Origin of the sequence: Sporolactobacillus nakayamae, from assembly GCF_900113325.1 — a bacterium.
GTDB classification, from domain to species: domain Bacteria; phylum Bacillota; class Bacilli; order Bacillales; family Sporolactobacillaceae; genus Sporolactobacillus; species Sporolactobacillus nakayamae.
In genome coordinates, this window is the sequence record NZ_FOOY01000012.1 from 82,706 (window position 1) to 101,770 (window position 19,065).

Here is a 19,065-nt window from a genome sequence, read left to right on the forward strand (position 1 = left end):
TCTGCATACTCATTAATGCGCAGTGTGTCAACGCATTAACTTTCTGCTAACCTGCTCAAGAGTGCTCAATAAATTGAGAATCGTACCGGTTCTCAGCGTGTCCCGGCTCTCTGGTGACTGATTCCAAAAATATTGTTGTCTCCGTCATCGCAATTAACATGATCAAATTTCTTTAACTGATTGTGTCCAAATTGTAACAGCTATCTGAATGTTTGTAAAGAAAAATATTTCGATTTGTTCCACTGGTAAGAAAGTATAAAAAAATTAAAGATTCAAGGAAACGAGTGTTAGCGCAGGATAGCGCCCAATCTGAGAAATAAACGGAAAAATTCCGCTTAATTAGAAAATGAATGAAAAAATTGCTTAAATAGACGGAGAAATTCCGCCTATCGCATCGAAAAACGTGAAAATAGAGGGTTTTTCCGTGCATAAGCGGAAAAATTACCCTTATTTACCTGTAAAACAAGCACCATGGTGCAAATAACCGGAAAATCTCCGCTTATTTTATTCCGGCCACGTTACTTATGAAATGTCGGCACCTAATTAGTTGCTCGGCTCGGCTGATGTTTCGAGAAGCGCTTTTTCAAGAACATTGAGAAATGTTTTCATGTCCTCCATTTTCCCGATCGTGACACGTACACCATCCTGAAAAGCATTAATCAAGAAACCATTCTCTTTGCAGTAGAGCGCAACCTGTTTTGGTTCAGAAGTTTTAATATAAATGAAATTTGCCTGAGTGTCATAGTAGGGAATGGACTTATTATCTAGAAAAGAGGTAGTCATCGCCAATACCTCTCTATTTTTTTTCAGGCATTTCTCTTTAAAATCATCATCCTTAAGACCGGCAAGTGCAGCGACCTGACTTAATCTTGGATTGTTAAACGGCGGTCGGACTTTACCAATCTCCTCAATGATCCTCAGGCTGCCAACAGCATAACCAATCCGGAAAGAAGCCAAACCATAGGATTTGGAGAAGGTGCGAAGTATGAGCACATTGTCATTTGTCGGCAGGTAGTCCAGTCCATTTGGAAAATCATTAGCTGTCACAAAGTCGATATACGCTTCGTCAATGACAACGAGCACATTCTTAGGGACATTCTGAATAAATTGATCCAGTTCGACTTTCGACAGATAGGTACCAGTCGGATTGTTCGGATTACAGATCCAGACAACCTTTGTCGTTGCATCAATGGCATGGAGCATCGCTTTCCAGTCATGTTTTCCATTCTTATCACAAGGAATTTTTCGTGTTGTCGCACCCTCAATTTGCGCATGGCAATAATATTCATAAAACGTAGGCCACGCCATGACAATGCTGTCGCCGGCTGCTAAGAACGCCCGGCTGACAAGAACAATGATCTCATCTAAACCCGCACCGAAGAGAAATTGTTCAGGTTTGACTGAAAGCCTCTGTGAAAGTTCAAGACGAAGATCCGTGTTTTCACAGTCCGGATAGAGTTCGGGAAGAAGCGCATCGTTGATAATCGCATCGCGAACATTTGGTGAAGCACCGTACACATTTTCATTTGAATCTAATTTGATCATATGCTTTAGACCATATATTTTCTTTATCGCATCAACCGATGGGCCCGGATCATAAGCTCTGAGGCTCTCAAGATTTTTCTTAAACATATGCATCGCTCCTCGTTTGCACGTTCATTTTTTCTATCACCTATATTCGGCGCTTGTACTTGTGACACCGCAAATAATACCCTTTATAAAACAGGGTGACTGTGTTCGTTGACCCATTACATTTAAACATGGCAAATTGTAAATGTAAAGAGGACGTAAGCATTTATAACATCTAAAGATAGATGTGAACATAAAGATTGAGATCTGTAAGTTCATAATAAGACAGAAAAAAATTAACAAATTAATAAAATAGAAAACGTTTGCAGAAAATTATTTTCAAATGTAAGCGTTTGATGTACAATAGAAACAGAGAACAAGGAGGGATTATGAATGGCAGAAAGTCAGTGTATTGTACGCATTCAGTCAGCCTATCCGCATTTGAGTGAAAAGGAACGCAGAATTGCTGATTATATTTTAAATCATCCGAAAGAAACGATTCACAGCAGCATCAACCAGGTGTCGGCGCGAATAAAGGTGGCTGATGCAACGGTGTTTCGCTTTTGCCGCCGCTTAGATTTTAAAGGATTTCAGGAGATGAAAATCATCCTTGCGTCTGACATTGCTCGAAGTAAGCGCTTCGAAGAAACGCCTAAACCCGATCTTGATGATGACATTTTAAACTTAGCGGGACAGGTTTTTCAGGATAACATTCGTACCTTGGAAAATACGTATCAAATTATCAACAGTGAATCCTTTAAAAGAGCGGTCGCGGTTTTAGCACGTTCGGAACGAATCGCGTTCTTTGGCAGCAGTGGATCTGCTTTAGTTGCTCAAGAAGCGCACAGGAAATTTGTGCGAGCGGGGATCATGACCTATGCGCCCAGCGATGGAGAATTTCAGATGCTTTCGGCTTCCCAATTGACTGATCGGGACGCAGCTGTTTTCATCTCCTATTCAGCGGGGGATAAGCATTTGGTTCAAGTCGCCAAAATGGTAAACCAAAAGGGCTGTCCAGCAATTGGAGTCACAGGGTTTATGAAATCTTCGCTTGCCGATCTGATGGATGTCTCGCTTCACACAGTTTCTGTGCCGACCAATTTCAGGTCGGAATCCTATGTGGCTCGCGCCGCTCAGGTGACCTTAATCGACGCTCTATTTGTCAGTGTCATGAACCAGCGTAAGAAATTACAACTCATCGATGATCATCTCCAGGATGTGTCAGTGCAGTAGTAAATCAGGACTATCGTGGAAGCGATTACATGATAGCGATTGATTTTACGTGTGTGCTCGATCAAGATTGTGAATGCAGGATGAGAAACAGAATGTACAAACAACCAAGGATCATGGCGAAGAAGAAAATAAACCCCCAGGCAATCTTTACTTTCATCAAAAAACCTCCTCATTTGCTCTTAGTTTGAGCAGATAAGGAGGTTTCTATTTAGACTGTTAATGGGATTTTATTTTGCGGAAACAACGCGTGTACGCACACCGTCATTCACCGGCTGAAGCACGACACATTCGTAGCTAGGGAAAGCGGCGTATAAACATTGTTTGATATGCGCGCTTTTGTCATGATCGACTAAAGACATTACTGTCGGTCCTGCACCACTCAGAAATGTGCCATATGCGCCGTTTTCTTTTGCAATCCGAGTTATTTTATCAATATCGGGAATCAGCTTCGCCCGGTAAGGCTGATGGAATCGGTCGCCTTCCATCATTTTACCAGCGACTGTACCGTCACCGGTTAGTAAGGCGGCGACAAGTACATTACCGATGCTGCTCGCCTCAATAGCTTGTTTGAAAGGGAGCGTTTCTGGCAACGCTTTTCGTGCTTCGCTTGTTTTGAGTTCGAAATTTGGAATTACCGTAACAAAATCAAAAGTGGGCGCAGGCAGACGAACGGTCGTGACCCGAGTTTGATTTTGTGTGGATACGGTTAACCCGCCATATAGTGAGGCGGTAACATTATCCGGATGGCCCTCCGCGCGGCAGGCGATCCATGACTTTTCCTCTAACGAAAGGTTCAGATCGAGCAGAAAATCGGCAAGCTCGATGCCGGCGATAATGGCTGATCCGCTGCTTCCAAGACCGCGGGAAAGCGGAATGGTGTTGCGCACGTCCACAGAATAGGCGGGAAGCGTTTGCTTGTGTTCATCCGCGATTTTTTTAGCTGTGAGATAGATCAGATTACTTTCCAGTGCGGGGCGGAATGTCGGCTGATCTATATAATGAAACGCCCACGCATTGGCTTTTGTCGCATCCAGAACTAAATAGCGGCCAAAAGCAAGACCGATGGAATCGAATCCCGGTCCTAGATTGGCTGTGCTGCCAGGCACTTTTATTTGAAATGCCGATGGCTTGCTCATTTGGCTGCCTGCTGGAGATGATCGACAACGGCAGACGCCTCTGCGCCGATAATTGTTGGTTCAATCGTCAAGGTATCCATCGCGGTTGCCGGATCTTTCAGTCCATTCCCAGTCAGGATACAGACAACTTTTGAACCTTTCTTAATTTTTCCCGCTTCGACGTGTTTCATCAAACCGGCAATTGAAGCGCAAGAAGCGGGTTCGGCAAATACGCCTTCTGTGCGGGCGATCAGCTTGTACGCTGCAAGGATTTCGTCATCGGTTACGGAATCAATTTCTCCGCCGGATTCTTTTTCAGCGGCAACCGCCAGTTTCCAACTTGCGGGGTTGCCAATTCGGATCGCAGTGGCAATCGTTTCAGGGTGTTCAATCACTTTATTTTTGACGATGGCAGCGGATCCTTCTGCCTCAAATCCGTGAATTTCAGGCGGAGCGATTTGCTTGCTGTCACGCAATTCCTTGAATCCTTTCCAGTACGCAGAAATATTTCCTGCGTTTCCGACAGGAATACAGAGCACATCAGGCGCAGTGCCGAGTTGGTCGACAATTTCATAAGCACCTGTCTTCTGTCCTTCGAGTCTGAATGGGTTGATCGAATTGACGATCGTGAAGTCGGAATGCGCGCCTGTGTAACGGACAATATCCAGAGCTTGATCGAAATTTCCATCGATTTCAAAAATTTTAGCTCCGTACATGACAGACTGAGCCAATTTTCCAAGAGCGATTTTTCCTTTCGGAATGACGATGATGCAATCCATTCCGGCACGGGCGCTGTAAGCTGCGGCAGAAGCCGATGTATTACCGGTTGATGCGCAGATCACACCGGTACTTCCGCTTTCTTTCGCCTTCGCGACTGCAAGGAACATGCCGCGGTCTTTAAAACTTCCTGTAGGGTTCAAACCTTCGAATTTCCCGTAAATTTCGCACCCTAATTTAGCGGAAAGCTTTTCAAGTGGAATGAGAGGCGTGTCCCCTTCGAGCAGTGTCAAACGCGGTGTTTTATCGGTTACCGGTAAAACATCCTTATATTTTTCCATTAATCCTTTCCAAGCCATAAATCTTAGCCCCTTTCAACACGGAAATATTTAGCATTCACAACAACGTCTAACTGGTTTAAAATTTCAAAGGATTTCTCAAAAAGTACTTTATTTGTTACATGGGTGACCATAGCAACCTCTGCAATGTCGCGACCCTGAATGGGTTCCTGATAGAGTTTGCTAAGGCTGATGCTCTGTTCTCTAAAAAGATCGGTTAGTTTTGAGAATGAACCTGGTTCGTCCTTGATGTGCATGCGAACAAAAAATTTGCTTTCAACAAGGTTGTCCTTACGGGCATGCAGTTCTTTTTTTGGCAAGAAAATGTGATTGCCGGTTATTCCGAGTGAAATATTCCGCACGACAGAAATAAGATCGGACACGACGGATACCGCTGTTGGTCCTTCACCCGCACCTGCACCATAATACATTGTCTCACCGAGAGCCGCGCTATAAACGTAGATCGCATTATTCTCATTCTCAACCGTGGCGAGCGGGTGACCATCAGTAAGCAGGGTGGGCTCGACGCGTACATCGATATCACCATTATTTACCTCCGAGATGCCGACCAGCTTAATGGTGTATCCCAACTTTTTGGCAAAGATAATGTCTTCGCGTGTGACATCGGTAATACCTTTAATCTTCACATCGTCTAGTCTTACCGGGATGCTGTAAGCGAGATGGCTAAGGATCACCATTTTCCGTGCGGCATCCAGGCCCTCGACATCAGAAGTTGGATCGGCTTCGGCGAATCCAAGCCTCTGTGCGGAAGCAAGAGCCTTCTCATAGGACAAGCCTTCGCCGCTCATTTTGCTCAAAATGTAGTTTGTCGTACCATTCACAATTCCGATCATCTTTTGGATCTGGTCGGCAGCCAAACTGTCTGTAAGCGTTCTGAGAATTGGTATGCCGCCGGCAACGCTTGCTTCGTAATAGAGATCACAATGGTTGGCGCGTGCTTCGAGCAGCAATTCCTCTCCATAGGAAGCCATTAAATCTTTGTTAGCGGTTATGACGTTTTTCTTGTTTTTCAGCGCACGAAGGATGTAGCGGTACGCTAAATCCACACCACCGATCAACTCAATAATCACATTTATTTCCGGGTTGTCAAGAATTTCATAGACATCTGTGGTTAATGTCCGGTTATCAATGAGTACTTTTCTAGCTCTGTTTTTGTTACGGACGAGCACTTTTTCCAGATTGATCTCGCAACCTGCACGTTCTTGAAGACGCTCTTTATTCTTGGTGAGCAGTCTGACAACGCCTGTTCCGACTGTCCCGAATCCAAGCAAGCCTACGGACACCTTCTCCAACTTCCAACACTCCTCGTATTCATCACACAGCCAACCGCTTAGAATGGCGTGTTCACAGATTAAGGCGTGGACAACTCATTGACGCAACTGTCCGCACTTTTCTATTTTTCAGTAAAAATAACGTACTACGTTATGTATCTTGCATTATAACCCGAAGATTGACCAACAACAAGACTATTTTTCTTGACAAAAGCGATAACAGTTCAAATAAGGCAGTCGTTCGTCTCGTTTACGACATAAATTTGTTACTTTTTGGGTTGACCATCGTTTAAGAATGCGTTACTATAAATTCCAATCCTCTAATATTTATCTAATTAAAGTGATGACGGGGACTTGTGATGCGGTAAACGGCTTTTAAGAGAATCGGGGAAGGTGGGAGCCCGGTAACCGTCGCATAGACATACCACCCCTGAACGTCTATCTGAATTGAGTAAGATAGACCGAGTGCCGGTCACTTGTTACAAAAATGACTGTTCTCCGAACTTGGGGAATTACAGCCGCTGAGCTGGTGTTTGTGAACGCATCAGAAAGCCGGGTGGAACGTAAAAAGCCAAACCTTTTTGCCCCTGCACAGAGTTGTGCGGGACGAAAGGGTTTTTATTTTGCTTGCAGATACTGCTGCCAATCGGCGGCGAATACAGAAGAAACGAGGTGGATGAGCATGAAGCGGAGTAAGAAGGTAGTGAATATGGATCGAGAGACACTATATGATTGTCTCTCAACGCTGCTTACAAACCAAAAGATAAATTCGAAAAATGTGTCGGTCAGATGCCATTCAAACACAACAGTGATTACGAGTGAATCGGATGCCCTGGTCTCCACGCATGATACTCAATCCAGTGAGCATGAATGGGAACTAGATACACGTGCAGTCAGTGCCGACCGCGAACTCGTGACGATCAGTGTTCGTTACGAGAAAAAAGAGTGCGGCTTGAAGAGGCTTGTCTCCGCATACGGAGGGACGATACGCGTAAATGGTGATCGAGAAGTTATTGTAACAGCGACTGCGTCCGTAAAAAAGGTTGATGCGCTGATTGATCAACTTATGCCTTATGGGATCACATGCATGTCGCGTACCTCATTTGAATTGGATTGACAAGAACGTATGTTTTTATAGACGAAAAAAGTAATAGAAATCAATGTTACCGTCGGGTAAGATAAAACAACGCATAGAATCTGCTATTGTGCACGATTCTTTACGTATGCCATAACTGTTTTGACAATCTGCTCAGCGCTGTCTTGAATCGCAGGACATATGCTTAATTTGCTTGTGTCGAAGCGCTGATAACTTGGCGTTTCAGATGCAGCGATTGTCTTAAGCCGAGCCGCGAGTGCCTGATAGGCAGGACTGTCTCCTTGATCAGCGGCGGATTCGGTTTTTCCGACTCCTTTCGACTTATCAAGACGCATGATCCAGTAAATGATTGACGCAGTAATATGTTCGCAGAAAGGTGCTTTGGAATGGCAGCCGCATACAGCGTCTATCTGATCCAAATTAGGCGGAAGGTGATTCGCGCTTATGTCGTCTGTTTCTTTAAACCAACGAATATGCACTTGAAAAAACGTGCTATGGAGATCTTCGACGCTGGCATGCAGCCCTTGTTCAGAAGCGTGATAATCCCATACCCGGTGTTTGTCGAACAACATGATACCACGTTCAAACGTGTTCTGTTCTGTTTTCGCCGCATAATCGGCGAGCCAATTAGCTAGCCGCACGTTACGGAATATAAGCCTGCGAACCATAGTTAAACCACTCCTTCATGCAGCTGAATCAGATCTAAGAGTTCTTGGTCACTCATTTCTGTTAACCAGGCTTCTCCGCCGCTGAGAATTTGATTTTGCAGACTCTTTTTTCGTTCGATGAGCAGATCAATCCGTTCTTCAAGTGTCCCTTCGCAAATGAGCTTATAAACATAGACATTGCGATCTTGACCGATGCGGTAGGCGCGGTCTGTTGCCTGCTCCTCAACGGCGGGATTCCACCAGCGGTCATAATGAATGACATAGCCGGCAGCTGTCAGATTAATGCCCACTCCGCCTGCCTTCAATGACAGGATGAAAAGTGTCTTCTTTTGCTCTGGGTCTTGAAAGCTGTCGATCATTTTCTGACGCTGCTCCGCGCTCAAGGCCCCATAGAGGAAGAAAATAGTCGCGTCCGGATATCTCTTTTGCGCCTCCTCGATAAGTATCTTTCCCATCTTCACATACTGTGTAAAGAGGAGTACTTTTTCATCTTGTTCGAAAAGTGGATCTAATATATGAAACAATAAATCAAGTTTGCCGGACTTGCGATCTTCCAGCTGATCACGATCACTTACTAAAGAAGGGTGGTCGCATACTTGCTTCAGTTTTGTCAGCGTGGATAGAATCATACCTTTTCTCTGAATTCCACCGGTATCCGCGACATTCTTTTGTAATCTGTTGACGATTGACTGATAGAGAGATGCCTGGCTTTTTGTCAAATTACAAACGCGTTTAGCCTCCACTTTTTCGGGAAGATCATGAATAATTTTCTTGTCTGTTTTTTCGCGGCGCAGAAGAAAAGGACGGATCATCTGCGTCAATTGATTCGATTTGGAGCGGCTGTTTTTCTTCTCTATCGGATGAATAAACTGCGCTCTGAATCGTTCGAGCGATCCGAGATAGCCCGGATTTAGAAATTCCATGATCGACCACAGTTCTTCCAAACGGTTCTCGATTGGTGTTCCGGTTAAAACGAGACGATGAGCCGTTTTGATCGGGCGAAGTGCCCGCGTTTTTTGCGCATGTGGATTTTTGATAGCTTGAGCTTCATCAAGAATCACACAGTTCCAATAATAATTCAGTAACTCGCTTGCCTCTTTTGTGTAAATCGCGTAGCTTGTCACGATGACATCGCACTGGCTAAGGCGTTCTTGAAATGCTTCTCCACGCAAACGGTTCGTTCCATGATGCAGGTAAACATCGAGTTGCGGTGAGAATACTGCACATTCATGGTTCCAGTTCGCGACCAGTGATGTCGGGCAGATAATTAAAGCCGGTCCGGACGACGAAACAGAACGATCAGACGGACTGTCCCCGGAAATCTGTTTGCAATAATCTAAGTAGGCGATTGCCTGAACGGTCTTGCCAAGCCCCATATCATCAGCGAGACATCCGCCGACATGCTGGCGCCGCAAATTCACAAGCCAAGTATACCCTTTTTTTTGATAAGGACGTAATTGTCCGACGAAAGCATCAGGAAGCGGTATGGTACGCGCCGGCTTTTTTAACAAATGACTCAAGTAATCGCCAATTTCAGAATCCAGATGAACTTTTAAACTGCCGTTCCGTTTCCTTCGGCGTGCCGCCTCGATTTTCATTGCTGAAGAGACATTCGCCTTTTTATCAAACATGCTCAGCGCATCTTCCATTTCTTCGTAAGCCTTCATCATTTGCTTCACGGGCACGTGAATCCACTGATTACCCTGATGTATGAACGGTTGATTTGCACGAACAAGCTGTCTGAAATCCTCAGTGCTTACTTGAAGGTCTCCAATCGCAATTCGCCAGTCATAGTTGATAAGGGAATTGAGACTGAATAACGAAGTTTCCTCGCCATCCTTTTTCTGATGAATTTCAAGATCCACGGACACAGATGAAGCGTCATGAATTTTGATATTGTCTGGGAAAATGACATGAATATCTGCATTGGCAAGGGCCTCCTCGCTTTGATAGAGTTCGGACAGATCGTGAACCGTCATGTAGCCTTCGGAAGATTCTTTCAAAAGCGTAATGATGGCTGCCGGCACTTTTGCCTTTATCGTATCCAGACGTTTCGATAGCCAATTGTCCTGGCCTAGTGCAGCGGAGAGCGTTGTGCCTTCAGGTGCTTGTTCCACACGGCGTCCATTTTGCCAACCTGAAATTGTGATCGCATAGGACCAAACGGCGGAAGAAGAAAACAGGTTGTCAGGACTTCCGGGATGAAGAACAATTTTAGCCGTCTCCGGTGCAAAATAAGTCCCAGTTTGCTCGCGCTTATAGTTCAGCAATGCTTGCGCCCATGAATCCGATTGTGCGGACGCGACCGGTTGAACCCAGCCGGTCAATTCGAATTCCAATCGATCCATTTGCTCGATCTGTTCAGGATCACGAGTGATTAACCAAGGTGTACCCGTTCCGATCAGCAGATCGCCGGAAGCGGCCTTTTGTGTTAAAAATTTAAGTTCCGCTGGTTGGTCATCCGGTGTAAACGGAACTGTTTCGTTCAGCAATTTTTCCGGGGCGGACGCGCGAATCATTGAGTTCAGCCAATAGATGACAATCAAATAGAGCCACTGTCGAACTTTTTGATCTTGAAGTTCTTCGATCGAGAAGGCTAAACGCGGGAGGCGGCTCAGCCAATCTGCAAACACAGTGCTCTCTGCAAGGACGTTGGCGTCAGGAATCCAATGACAGAAATAGCATTGTTCATCCTTCCCGCGCTTTAAGTGATAGAAAAAGGGATAAAAGAGCCCGTTTACTAATAAACTCTCTATAGCTTCTGAGATTTGCCGGAACCATTGCGTTGTGATTCCAGGAAAAATACCCGTATCGTTCTCATAGATACCACCCTCGCGAATCAAACGGAAGACTCCGGCCATCGGCATGATGGCGCCATCCACTTCATGGTCGCTTTTTCCATCGATGAAATTAGCTCTATATGGGAAAAAAGGATAGTTGGAAGTTTCATCCATCCATGAAGGAATCGTCTCTTTGTCGGTCAGCTTATTTGGAAAGGGCATCGCCTCACCACTATTATCGGTGAACCAAATAAAAAAGTTCCATGTATTCTCGATGTGAGGAATAAAAGTCATCTGAAGAAATCGATCCATCAAATAAGATCTCCTTAAATAGAAAAACGGAATCGCGTTATATACTATAGAAATAATTGATTACGATTTCAATAATTATTTGAGATAACCTGCTCATGTGAAATCAGGATCCTCTAAGTGTATCATAGCGGCTATTGAGATGATACTGCAAGAATGTTTATCCTATGATACGGTTCTGCATGCTTTTTTGTTGCATTCTTGTTATTATTAAATAGAAGATTGCCGAATACTAAATAGCAGTATGGCACAGCACTAAGCAAAATTATACTGTTAGTTTTTTATGTTAGCGCTCACATTAGTGCGTTTGATGACGCAGAGAATGAACTGATTACGATGCAGGCCAAATGTGAACGTTTGGCGTATCGATGGTAAAGGCGGGACTGTTATGAATGAAAATGAGTGGCTTTTTATTGATTCAGGTATCCATTCACCGGAGTATAACATGGCCCTTGACGACTATTTGCTGGAATGCGGCGCACGGGGGAGAAAGCAGCCTGTACTTCGCTTCTATGGATGGAATCCGCCTGGACTTTCAATCGGTTACTTCCAAAAAACGGATGGAAAAATCGATTTCGAAGGAGCAAAGGCACATCATGTAGTCTGCGTTCGCCGATTGACGGGAGGACTTGCTGTGCTCCATCATAATGAGCTGACCTATAGCGTCATTATTCCCGAAGATTATCCGGACATGCCGCGCTCAGTCGTTGGCGCCTACAGGATTTTATCCAAAGGCCTGCTCGAAGGATTTAGGGCTTTGGGACTGAACGCGGATCTTGCAATCCCCGAGAACAAACTAGGCAGCTCTCACTCTCCCGTATGCTTTGAAGAGGCATCCTGGTATGAATTGGTTGTTGAGGGCAGGAAAGCGGCGGGAAGCGCGCAGACGAGACAAAGAGGGATGATTCTTCAGCATGGCTCCATTCCAATTTCAGTCGATGAGGATGAACTCTTCGATTGTTTTCACTATGCGAACACGCGACTTAAAGAGCGTGCGAAGCGTGTATTTTCAAACAAAGCGGTCTCTCTGGAAAACCTGCTCGGCCGCGAAGTGACTCTTGATGAAGTCAAAAAAGCTTTTTATCATGGATTTGAAAAAGGACTGAACGTGACCTTTCATCCACTAACGCTGACAGAGGAAGATGATAAGGAAGTTCGCGCTCTGGCTAAAAACAAGTATGCAACAGATCGATGGAACCGGTCCAGATGAGTACTGTGCCATCTGAAAAAAGGCGAGGGGGAATTGAGATTGGAAAAACGTGGAACCTACTTGAGAAAACCAGAATGGCTGAAAATTAGAATCAATACGAACCAAGACTATCGCGGCATTAAACATCTTATGCGGGAAGAGAGCCTGCATACGGTATGTGAAGAAGCGAAATGTCCGAATATTCATGAGTGCTGGGCAACACGTCGTACGGCAACGTTTATGATCCTCGGTGATGTATGTACGAGAGGCTGCCGGTTCTGCGCGGTGAAGACAGGCAGACCTACGGAATTAGATCTTCGTGAACCAGAGCGAGTTGCGGAGTCAGTTCGCAAAATGCGGTTGCGTCATGTTGTTGTTACTGCGGTAGCCAGAGACGACCTTAAGGACGGCGGCGCGTATGTGTTTGCGGAAACGATCCGTGCGATTCGAAGAAAGGCGCCTTACTGCACAATTGAAGTTCTCCCCTCTGACATGAAAGGCGATGATGAAAGCATCCTGACACTTATGGATGCCAAACCGGATATTTTTGACCACAATATTGAAACGGTTCGCCGATTGACTAAACGTGTACGTGCGATCGCCACGTATGATCGATCACTTGCCGTACTGAAGCGAGTTAAAGAGCTGAGTCCCAATACGCCTGTGAAATCGAGCATTATGGTTGGCCTTGGGGAAACAAAGGAAGAAATTCTTGAGGTGATGGATGACTTGCTTGCTAATCATGTGGATATCATGGTTATTGGTCAATACTTGCAGCCGACACGGAAACACTTGGATGTTGTTCGCTATTACACGCCCGAAGAATTTGATGAGCTAAAGAACATCGCGCTTGAGAAAGGATTCAAACATTGTGAAGCGGGGCCGCTCGCTCGTTCGTCGTATCACGCCGACGAGCAGGTAGGTGAAGAATCGCGCCGCCGCCATGACGAACTCATTAATCAGACAGAAAAAGAGACGGGAACTGACTAACAGTTTCCGCCCGCGTGCCGTCTCTCCACATCTGGAGAGGCGGCTTTTGTGTGTGCTAAAGAGAATGTTTAAAAATCAGCGGCGCATAGCGCAGGTGTTCCGGCAAAGCCAAGTTTTCTAATCTATTGCCCAAAACGATGGAGACGATCATAGAATTCGTCAATAAATAAAGAGAAAAGTTGTTCTGATGGAGCAAGATCACGATCTCTTGGTCTAATGACTCCAACCGAACGCGTGATTTTCGGCGCGCTCAGCGGAACTGCGGCGATCGTCTCCGGAAGGTTGTATGCCGCTGCATTCTCCGGCATTAACGCGATGCCGAAATTCGATGAGACTAAGCTTTTAATTGTATCCATATCTTCGCCTTCAAAAACGATATTCGGTGTGAATCCTGCTTGTCTGCACGCATCACGGAATAATTCCTGGAGTGAGAGCTTGCTGCGGAACGTGATAAATCGTTCCTTTTTGAGCTGGCTCAGCTGAATTGATCCATGCCCTGCCTTTTCATGCTGTTTTGGCATGAGTAATACCATTCGTTCGGTATAAAGGATGCTGCTTCGTACAACTTCGTGGTGCTTCGGAACCGGCGAAGCAAATGCGAGATCGATGCTTCCTTGTTCAATAAGCCTTATTAAGTAAGGGACAGTGCCCTGATGCAGTTGAAAATCAATGCCGGGATGTGTGCTGTGAAAATTTTGCAGGACAATCGGGAGTGTGTGCACGGAAAGACTTGTCGAAATCCCAAGACGAATCAATCCGGTGTCGGGATTAAGATATTCTTTAATCTTTTGCTGCGCCTTGTCAAACTCGATTAAACCGCGTTCAGCATGTTCGAGGAAGATTTTCCCCGCTTGAGTCAGCTGTATATTTCGTCCTTTTCGTGAGAACAATGCAACGCCAAGCTCGTCCTCCAAAAGTGAGATTTGACGGCTGATCGCTGATTGTGCGACATGCAGCGCTTCAGACGCTTGAGTGATATGTTCTCGCGCGGCGGCCTCAATAAAATACCGAATCTGTCTTAATTCCATTACAAAAGCCCCATTCATCTAAAAATGAGATTGATTTATTCTAAATTATATATTGTAAAGATTGATAATGAAAGGGTAAAATTAAGGCACCATACTTTTGACCTAATACAGAGATAAAAAATATGTTGTCAGAAAAATCGCACAGATGCTGCGTGGTTGCGAACAGAAGGAAGGATGAGGTTTATCATGAGCAAAGATCAGACTAGAGAGAGAACGGAAGGCCTTTACCGCCCCGAATTTGAACATGATGCGTGTGGTATCGGCATGTACGCGGACATTAAAGGACGCGCTTCTAATGAAATTGTCAGAACAGCACTTGAAATGCTGGCAAGACTTGACCACAGAGCGGGCAAAGCCGCTGATGGAAAGACCGGGGACGGTGCGGGCATTCTGGTTCAAATTCCCGACCGTTATTTTCAAGAAGTATGTGATTTTGAACTTCCCCCTGTTGGACATTATGGTGTTGGTATGTTCTTTATGCCTCAGGATCGGTCGAGCCGATTGGTCGCGATTGGAAAAATTAAAGCGTGCATTGCCGCGCGTAATCTCAGAATTTATGGTGAACGCGATGTGCCGATTGATGAGAATGAGATCAGCCGTTTAGCACGTAGCAAAGCACCGTACATGTACCAAATGTTTATTGGTACGGCTAATCAGGACGCTGGTTCTAAATTAGATTCCAAATTATATCTGCTGAGAAAGGCGATTGAAGCTAAGCTGAAAGATGAAATTTATGTTGCCAGCCTTTCAAGCCAGACGCTTGTCTATAAAGGCATGCTTCGCGCAAAAGAGGTCTCAGCTTTTTATACAGATTTGCAGGATGAACGTTTTGTATCATCACTGGCACTCGTGCATTCCCGTTATAGCACGAATACGTTCCCAAGCTGGGAGCGCGCACACCCGAACCGAATGATTGTCCACAACGGAGAAATCAATACGATTCGCGGCAATATGAGCTGGTTTACCGCGAAAGCGAAGTACCTGAATGGTGGAAAGCTGCCGCAGATTATTGACACTGAAGGCAGTGACTCAGCCATTTTTGACAATGTACTTGAATTTCTTACTTACCATGGATTTTCGTTGCCGCATGCAGTCATGATGATGGTACCGGAACCGTGGGAAGGGGATAGTGAGCTTCCGGACTATCTGAGAAAATTCTATGAATTCCACAGCAGAACGATGGAGCCGTGGGACGGTCCAATGGCGCTTGGTTTTTGCAATGGCAAACAAATTGGTGCAGTACTTGATCGAAATGGCCTGCGTCCGGCACGTTACTATATTACAAACGATGATAAGGTCATTTTCTCCTCAGAAGTTGGTGTGACTGATCTTAAAGCAGAAAATATTAAGCAACGCTGCCATCTGAAACCGGGCCAGCTTTTGCTTATTGATACAGAAAAAGGAAGAATTGTGCCAAGTGACGAGCTGAAGAAAGAAATTTGTTCCTCAATTGACTATGCCGATCTGCTGAAAAAATCAGTGATTGGCCTTCATGGTGATCACGGAAACGGTGAACTTCTTGCCGATCATGCGCGCCTATTTAAACAAAAAGTATTTGGTTACACCTATGAAGATGTGACTAAGGCGATTCAGCCGATGGCTGAGCAGGGCAAGGAACCGACCGGTGCCATGGGAAATGACACGCCGCTCGCTGTTTTGTCGAATAAATCACAATTGCTTTTTGATTACTTTAAACAATGGTTCTCGCAGGTAACGAATCCGCCAATCGATGCTATTCGTGAGGCGCGGGTTATGTCGAAAATTACTTGGCTGGGGCCTCAAATCAGTCTTCTTGAACCAACGAAACATGTCACGAAACAAATTCGTCTCAAACATCCGATCCTTGATCGAAAGGCTTTTCAGGATCTTAGCTATCAAGGGTTGAAAACGAAGACAGTCGACTTGAATTATCCGATTGAGGATGGAACATACGGACTTTCCAAGGCTGTCGATCAGCTGATCCTTCATGTGGATGAACTGATTCATGAAGATGCGTCATTAATTATCCTTTCGGATCGCAATGTTGATGAGAAGCGTTTGCCGATTCCGTCGCTGCTCGCGGTCAGCGCTCTGCATCACCACTTAATTAAGCAGGGTACGCGCCCGCAAATCAGCTTAATTGTTGACTCCGGTGAACCTAGAGACAGCCATCAAGTCGCCGCACTCCTTGGCTACGGTGCTGACGCAATTCATCCTTATTTAGCGCTTAACACCGTACACGCATTGATCAAAGCGGGACATGTGGATCTGCCGGAAGAAAAAGCAGAACAAAATTACATTAAGGCACTTGTTGCAGGGATTGTTAAAATTATGTCTAAGGTGGGCATTTCTTCAATTCAGAGTTATCGCGGCGCGCAAACGTTTGAGGCGCTGGGACTGTCAGGCAGTCTCATTGATAAGTACTTTGCTGGAACAGTTTCGCAAATTGGCGGCATTGGATTGGAAGAGATTGAAACGGAAACACGTCTGCGCCATCAAAAAGCTGCTGACGAATGCCGACAAGGAGATATGAAACCGTTAGATCCGGGAAGTACGCTTCAATGGCGGCAAGGCGGTGAGCAGCACAAGATTGATCCGTTGATTGTGCATACACTGCAGCAGGCTGCACGAACAAATGATTACGAACTGTACAAAGAATACAAAGAGATGGTCGACAAAGCACCATTCTCAACAATTCGCAGCTTGCTCACTTTTGAAAAGGATCGCAAACCGGTCCCGCTTGACGAGGTTGAACCAGTTGAAGCGATTTTGAAACGCTTTAAAACAGGTGCAATGTCTTACGGATCAATTAGTAAAGAGACTCATGAAGCCATGGCCATCGCAATGAACCGAATCGGCGGGAAAAGCAACAGCGGCGAGGGCGGCGAAGATGCTGAACGTTTTATACATGACACAAATGGCGACTGGCGCCGCAGTGCGATCAAACAGGTCGCATCAGCGCGTTTCGGCGTAACAAGCTACTACTTGTCTGAGGCTGAAGAACTGCAAATTAAAATGGCGCAAGGAGCGAAACCTGGTGAAGGCGGTCAATTGCCTGCCGGCAAAGTTTATCCTTGGATTGCGCGCACACGGCACGCAACCACAGGTGTTGCCTTAATTTCACCGCCGCCGCATCACGATATTTATTCAATCGAGGACTTGGCGCAATTAATTTATGATTTGAAGTCAAGCAACCCTAAAGCGAGAATAAGTGTCAAACTCGTTGCTAAAGGCGGTGTCGGTACCATCGCAGCAGGTGTCGCCAAAGGAAAGGCTGACGTCATTTTAATCAGCGGTCATGATGGCGGCACAGGTGCCGCATCAAAAACGAGTATCAAACATGCCGGTCTTCCATGGGAGCTCGGGCTTGCCGAAGCGCATCAGACCTTGATGATGAACGGTCTGCGTGATCGTGTTCGACTTGAAACGGATGGAAAACTGATGAGCGGGCGCGATGTTCTTATTGCCGCATGTCTCGGTGCAGAAGAGTTCGGATTTGCTACTGCGCCGCTTGTTGTGCTCGGTTGTGTGATGATGCGTGCCTGTCATTTGGATTCTTGCCCAGTCGGCATTGCCACTCAGAATCCGGAACTGCGTAAAAACTTCATGGGCAAACCGGAGCATATCGTTAACTTTATGACATTCATTGCTCAAGATATTCGGGAGCATTTAGCCGCGCTCGGTTACCGTTCGCTCAATGAAGTGATCGGCCAGGCACATCTTCTAAGAATTAAAAAAGAAGTGCACAGTCACTGGAAAGCACGTACATTGGATCTGTCCGACCTGCTCTATCAAGCGGAAAGCGATGTATCGAAACGCTATTTTTCGCGCGCTCAAGAGCACCATGTGGAACGCCGTTTTGATGAACGCAATTTGGTAGCTACCTGCTTGCCGACGATTGAAAATAAAAAGCCTGTGCACCTTGTTTACAAGCTTAAAAATTCTGATCGTACAGTAGGCTCAACACTCGGTTACTTTATTTCGCGTTCAACCAGCGGGAAAGGACTCCCTGAGGATACCATCACATTATCTTTTACGGGAAGCGCCGGACAAAGTTTCGCTTCGTTCATTCCAAAAGGTGTCACGATGATTTTGACCGGAGACGCTAATGATTATGTTGCTAAAGGTTTGTCCGGCGGCAAAGTAATCATCAAATCTGAAGAGCTTGTCGGCGTTGATTCAGATTCACAGGCAATGATGGGCAATGTCGCCCTTTTTGGAGCGACAAGCGGTGAAGTTTATGTGCGCGGTACTGCCGGCGGTCGTTTCTGCGTGCGAAATAGCGGAGCGAAAGCCGTTGTCGAAGGCGTTGGTGAAAATGCTTGTGAATATATGACCGGGGGGAGAGTGGTTGTCCTCGGATCGGTAGGACGAAATTTTGCTGCCGGAATGTCCGGCGGTGTTGCCTATATATTGCCTGATGGAGAACCGGATCAGACCATTCACCGCATTAATAAAGAACTGGTGAATATTGAACCGCTCACGGATAAACGAGAAAAAGATGAAGTGTTTGAATTGATAAAGAATCACTTGGATCATACCGGCAGTCCTAAGGCAGAGAATGTGCTCATGAATTGGGAAGTTTCCGTTCAACAAATGATCAAGGTTATCCCGCGTGACTATGAAGCGATGCTTGAACAAATTGCGCGCTATGAAGCGCAAGGATTAAGCGGAGAAGAAGCGAAGGAACAAGCGTTTTATTTAAAAAAGCAAGGAAAATTAAGCGTTCGTAACTCCACGTATCTACCGGTTTGAGTTCAGG

At 45.6% G+C, this 19,065-nt stretch carries 12 protein-coding genes; 5 read left to right on the top strand and 7 right to left on the bottom strand.

What is annotated here, in order from left to right:
* Nucleotides 1–543: 543 nt before the first annotated feature.
* Nucleotides 544–1,632 carry a histidinol-phosphate transaminase gene (hisC, locus tag BM003_RS09620; protein ID WP_093672513.1) on the bottom strand — a complete coding sequence of 363 codons (1,089 nt, stop codon included), beginning with the start codon at nt 1,630–1,632 and terminating at the stop codon, nt 544–546.
* 330 nt (nt 1,633–1,962) lie between these two features.
* On the opposite strand from hisC, the gene BM003_RS09625 reads away from it, so the two are divergent.
* A complete protein-coding gene (locus BM003_RS09625) occupies nt 1,963–2,802 on the top strand; it encodes a MurR/RpiR family transcriptional regulator (RefSeq protein WP_093672515.1) in 840 nt (279 codons plus the stop codon).
* A gap of 227 nt (nt 2,803–3,029) precedes the next feature.
* On the opposite strand, the gene thrB is transcribed toward BM003_RS09625, so the two are convergent.
* From thrB to BM003_RS09640, 3 genes are read right to left on the bottom strand one after another with little or no spacing between them, the layout of a single operon-like run.
* Nucleotides 3,030–3,938: a homoserine kinase gene (gene thrB, locus BM003_RS09630; RefSeq protein WP_093672517.1), complete on the bottom strand. Its 909-nt coding sequence runs from the start codon at nt 3,936–3,938 to the stop codon at nt 3,030–3,032.
* A complete protein-coding gene (gene thrC / locus BM003_RS09635) occupies nt 3,935–4,993 on the bottom strand; it encodes a threonine synthase (protein WP_093672519.1) in 1,059 nt (352 codons plus the stop codon). The genes thrB and thrC overlap by 4 nt, the downstream gene beginning before the upstream one ends.
* 5 nt (nt 4,994–4,998) lie before the next feature.
* Nucleotides 4,999–6,285, bottom strand: coding sequence for a homoserine dehydrogenase (locus BM003_RS09640; RefSeq protein ID WP_093672521.1), 1,287 nt, complete (start codon nt 6,283–6,285; stop codon nt 4,999–5,001).
* A 661-nt stretch (nt 6,286–6,946) separates the two neighbouring features.
* Here BM003_RS09640 and BM003_RS09645 point away from each other — a divergent pair.
* On the top strand, nt 6,947–7,381 hold the full coding sequence (locus tag BM003_RS09645; RefSeq protein ID WP_177184731.1) for a hypothetical protein: 435 nt from the start codon (nt 6,947–6,949) through the stop codon (nt 7,379–7,381).
* Between the two features lie 83 nt (nt 7,382–7,464).
* Here BM003_RS09645 and BM003_RS09650 read toward each other — a convergent pair whose 3' ends face one another.
* Complete coding sequence (locus tag BM003_RS09650; protein WP_093672525.1) at nt 7,465–8,028, bottom strand: hypothetical protein; 564 nt, start codon at nt 8,026–8,028, stop codon at nt 7,465–7,467.
* A 2-nt stretch (nt 8,029–8,030) separates the two neighbouring features.
* A complete protein-coding gene (locus tag BM003_RS09655; RefSeq protein ID WP_093672527.1) occupies nt 8,031–11,120 on the bottom strand; it encodes a DEAD/DEAH box helicase in 3,090 nt (1,029 codons plus the stop codon).
* Nucleotides 11,121–11,505: 385 nt separating this feature from the next.
* Between BM003_RS09655 and BM003_RS09660 the strand changes: the two genes are divergently transcribed.
* A complete protein-coding gene (locus BM003_RS09660; protein WP_093672529.1) occupies nt 11,506–12,327 on the top strand; it encodes a lipoate--protein ligase family protein in 822 nt (273 codons plus the stop codon).
* Nucleotides 12,328–12,360: 33 nt separating this feature from the next.
* Nucleotides 12,361–13,296, top strand: coding sequence for a lipoyl synthase (gene lipA / locus BM003_RS09665; RefSeq protein WP_281242891.1), 936 nt, complete (start codon nt 12,361–12,363; stop codon nt 13,294–13,296).
* A gap of 122 nt (nt 13,297–13,418) precedes the next feature.
* Here the strand turns inward: lipA and gltC are convergent, their stop codons facing one another.
* On the bottom strand, nt 13,419–14,324 hold the full coding sequence (gene gltC, locus BM003_RS09670) for a glutamate biosynthesis transcriptional regulator GltC (protein ID WP_093672533.1): 906 nt from the start codon (nt 14,322–14,324) through the stop codon (nt 13,419–13,421).
* 186 nt (nt 14,325–14,510) lie between these two features.
* On the opposite strand from gltC, the gene gltB reads away from it, so the two are divergent.
* Nucleotides 14,511–19,058, top strand: a complete 4,548-nt coding sequence (gltB, locus tag BM003_RS09675) for a glutamate synthase large subunit (RefSeq protein ID WP_245734187.1) — start codon at nt 14,511–14,513, stop codon at nt 19,056–19,058.
* The last annotated feature ends 7 nt before the right edge of the window (nt 19,059–19,065 follow it).

Excerpts from the sequence above, each read along its gene's own strand:
- hisC (WP_093672513.1), bottom strand. The coding sequence starts at position 1,632 with ATGTTTAAGAAAAATCTTGAGAGCCTCAGAGCTTATGATCCGGGCCCA.
- BM003_RS09625 (WP_093672515.1), top strand. The coding sequence starts at position 1,963 with ATGGCAGAAAGTCAGTGTATTGTACGCATTCAGTCAGCCTATCCGCAT.
- thrB (WP_093672517.1), bottom strand. The coding sequence starts at position 3,938 with ATGAGCAAGCCATCGGCATTTCAAATAAAAGTGCCTGGCAGCACAGCC.
- thrC (WP_093672519.1), bottom strand. The coding sequence starts at position 4,993 with ATGGCTTGGAAAGGATTAATGGAAAAATATAAGGATGTTTTACCGGTA.
- BM003_RS09645 (WP_177184731.1), top strand. The coding sequence starts at position 6,947 with ATGAAGCGGAGTAAGAAGGTAGTGAATATGGATCGAGAGACACTATAT.
- BM003_RS09650 (WP_093672525.1), bottom strand. The coding sequence starts at position 8,028 with ATGGTTCGCAGGCTTATATTCCGTAACGTGCGGCTAGCTAATTGGCTC.
- BM003_RS09655 (WP_093672527.1), bottom strand. The coding sequence starts at position 11,120 with ATGGATCGATTTCTTCAGATGACTTTTATTCCTCACATCGAGAATACA.
- BM003_RS09660 (WP_093672529.1), top strand. The coding sequence starts at position 11,506 with ATGAATGAAAATGAGTGGCTTTTTATTGATTCAGGTATCCATTCACCG.
- gltC (WP_093672533.1), bottom strand. The coding sequence starts at position 14,324 with ATGGAATTAAGACAGATTCGGTATTTTATTGAGGCCGCCGCGCGAGAA.
- gltB (WP_245734187.1), top strand. The coding sequence starts at position 14,511 with ATGAGCAAAGATCAGACTAGAGAGAGAACGGAAGGCCTTTACCGCCCC.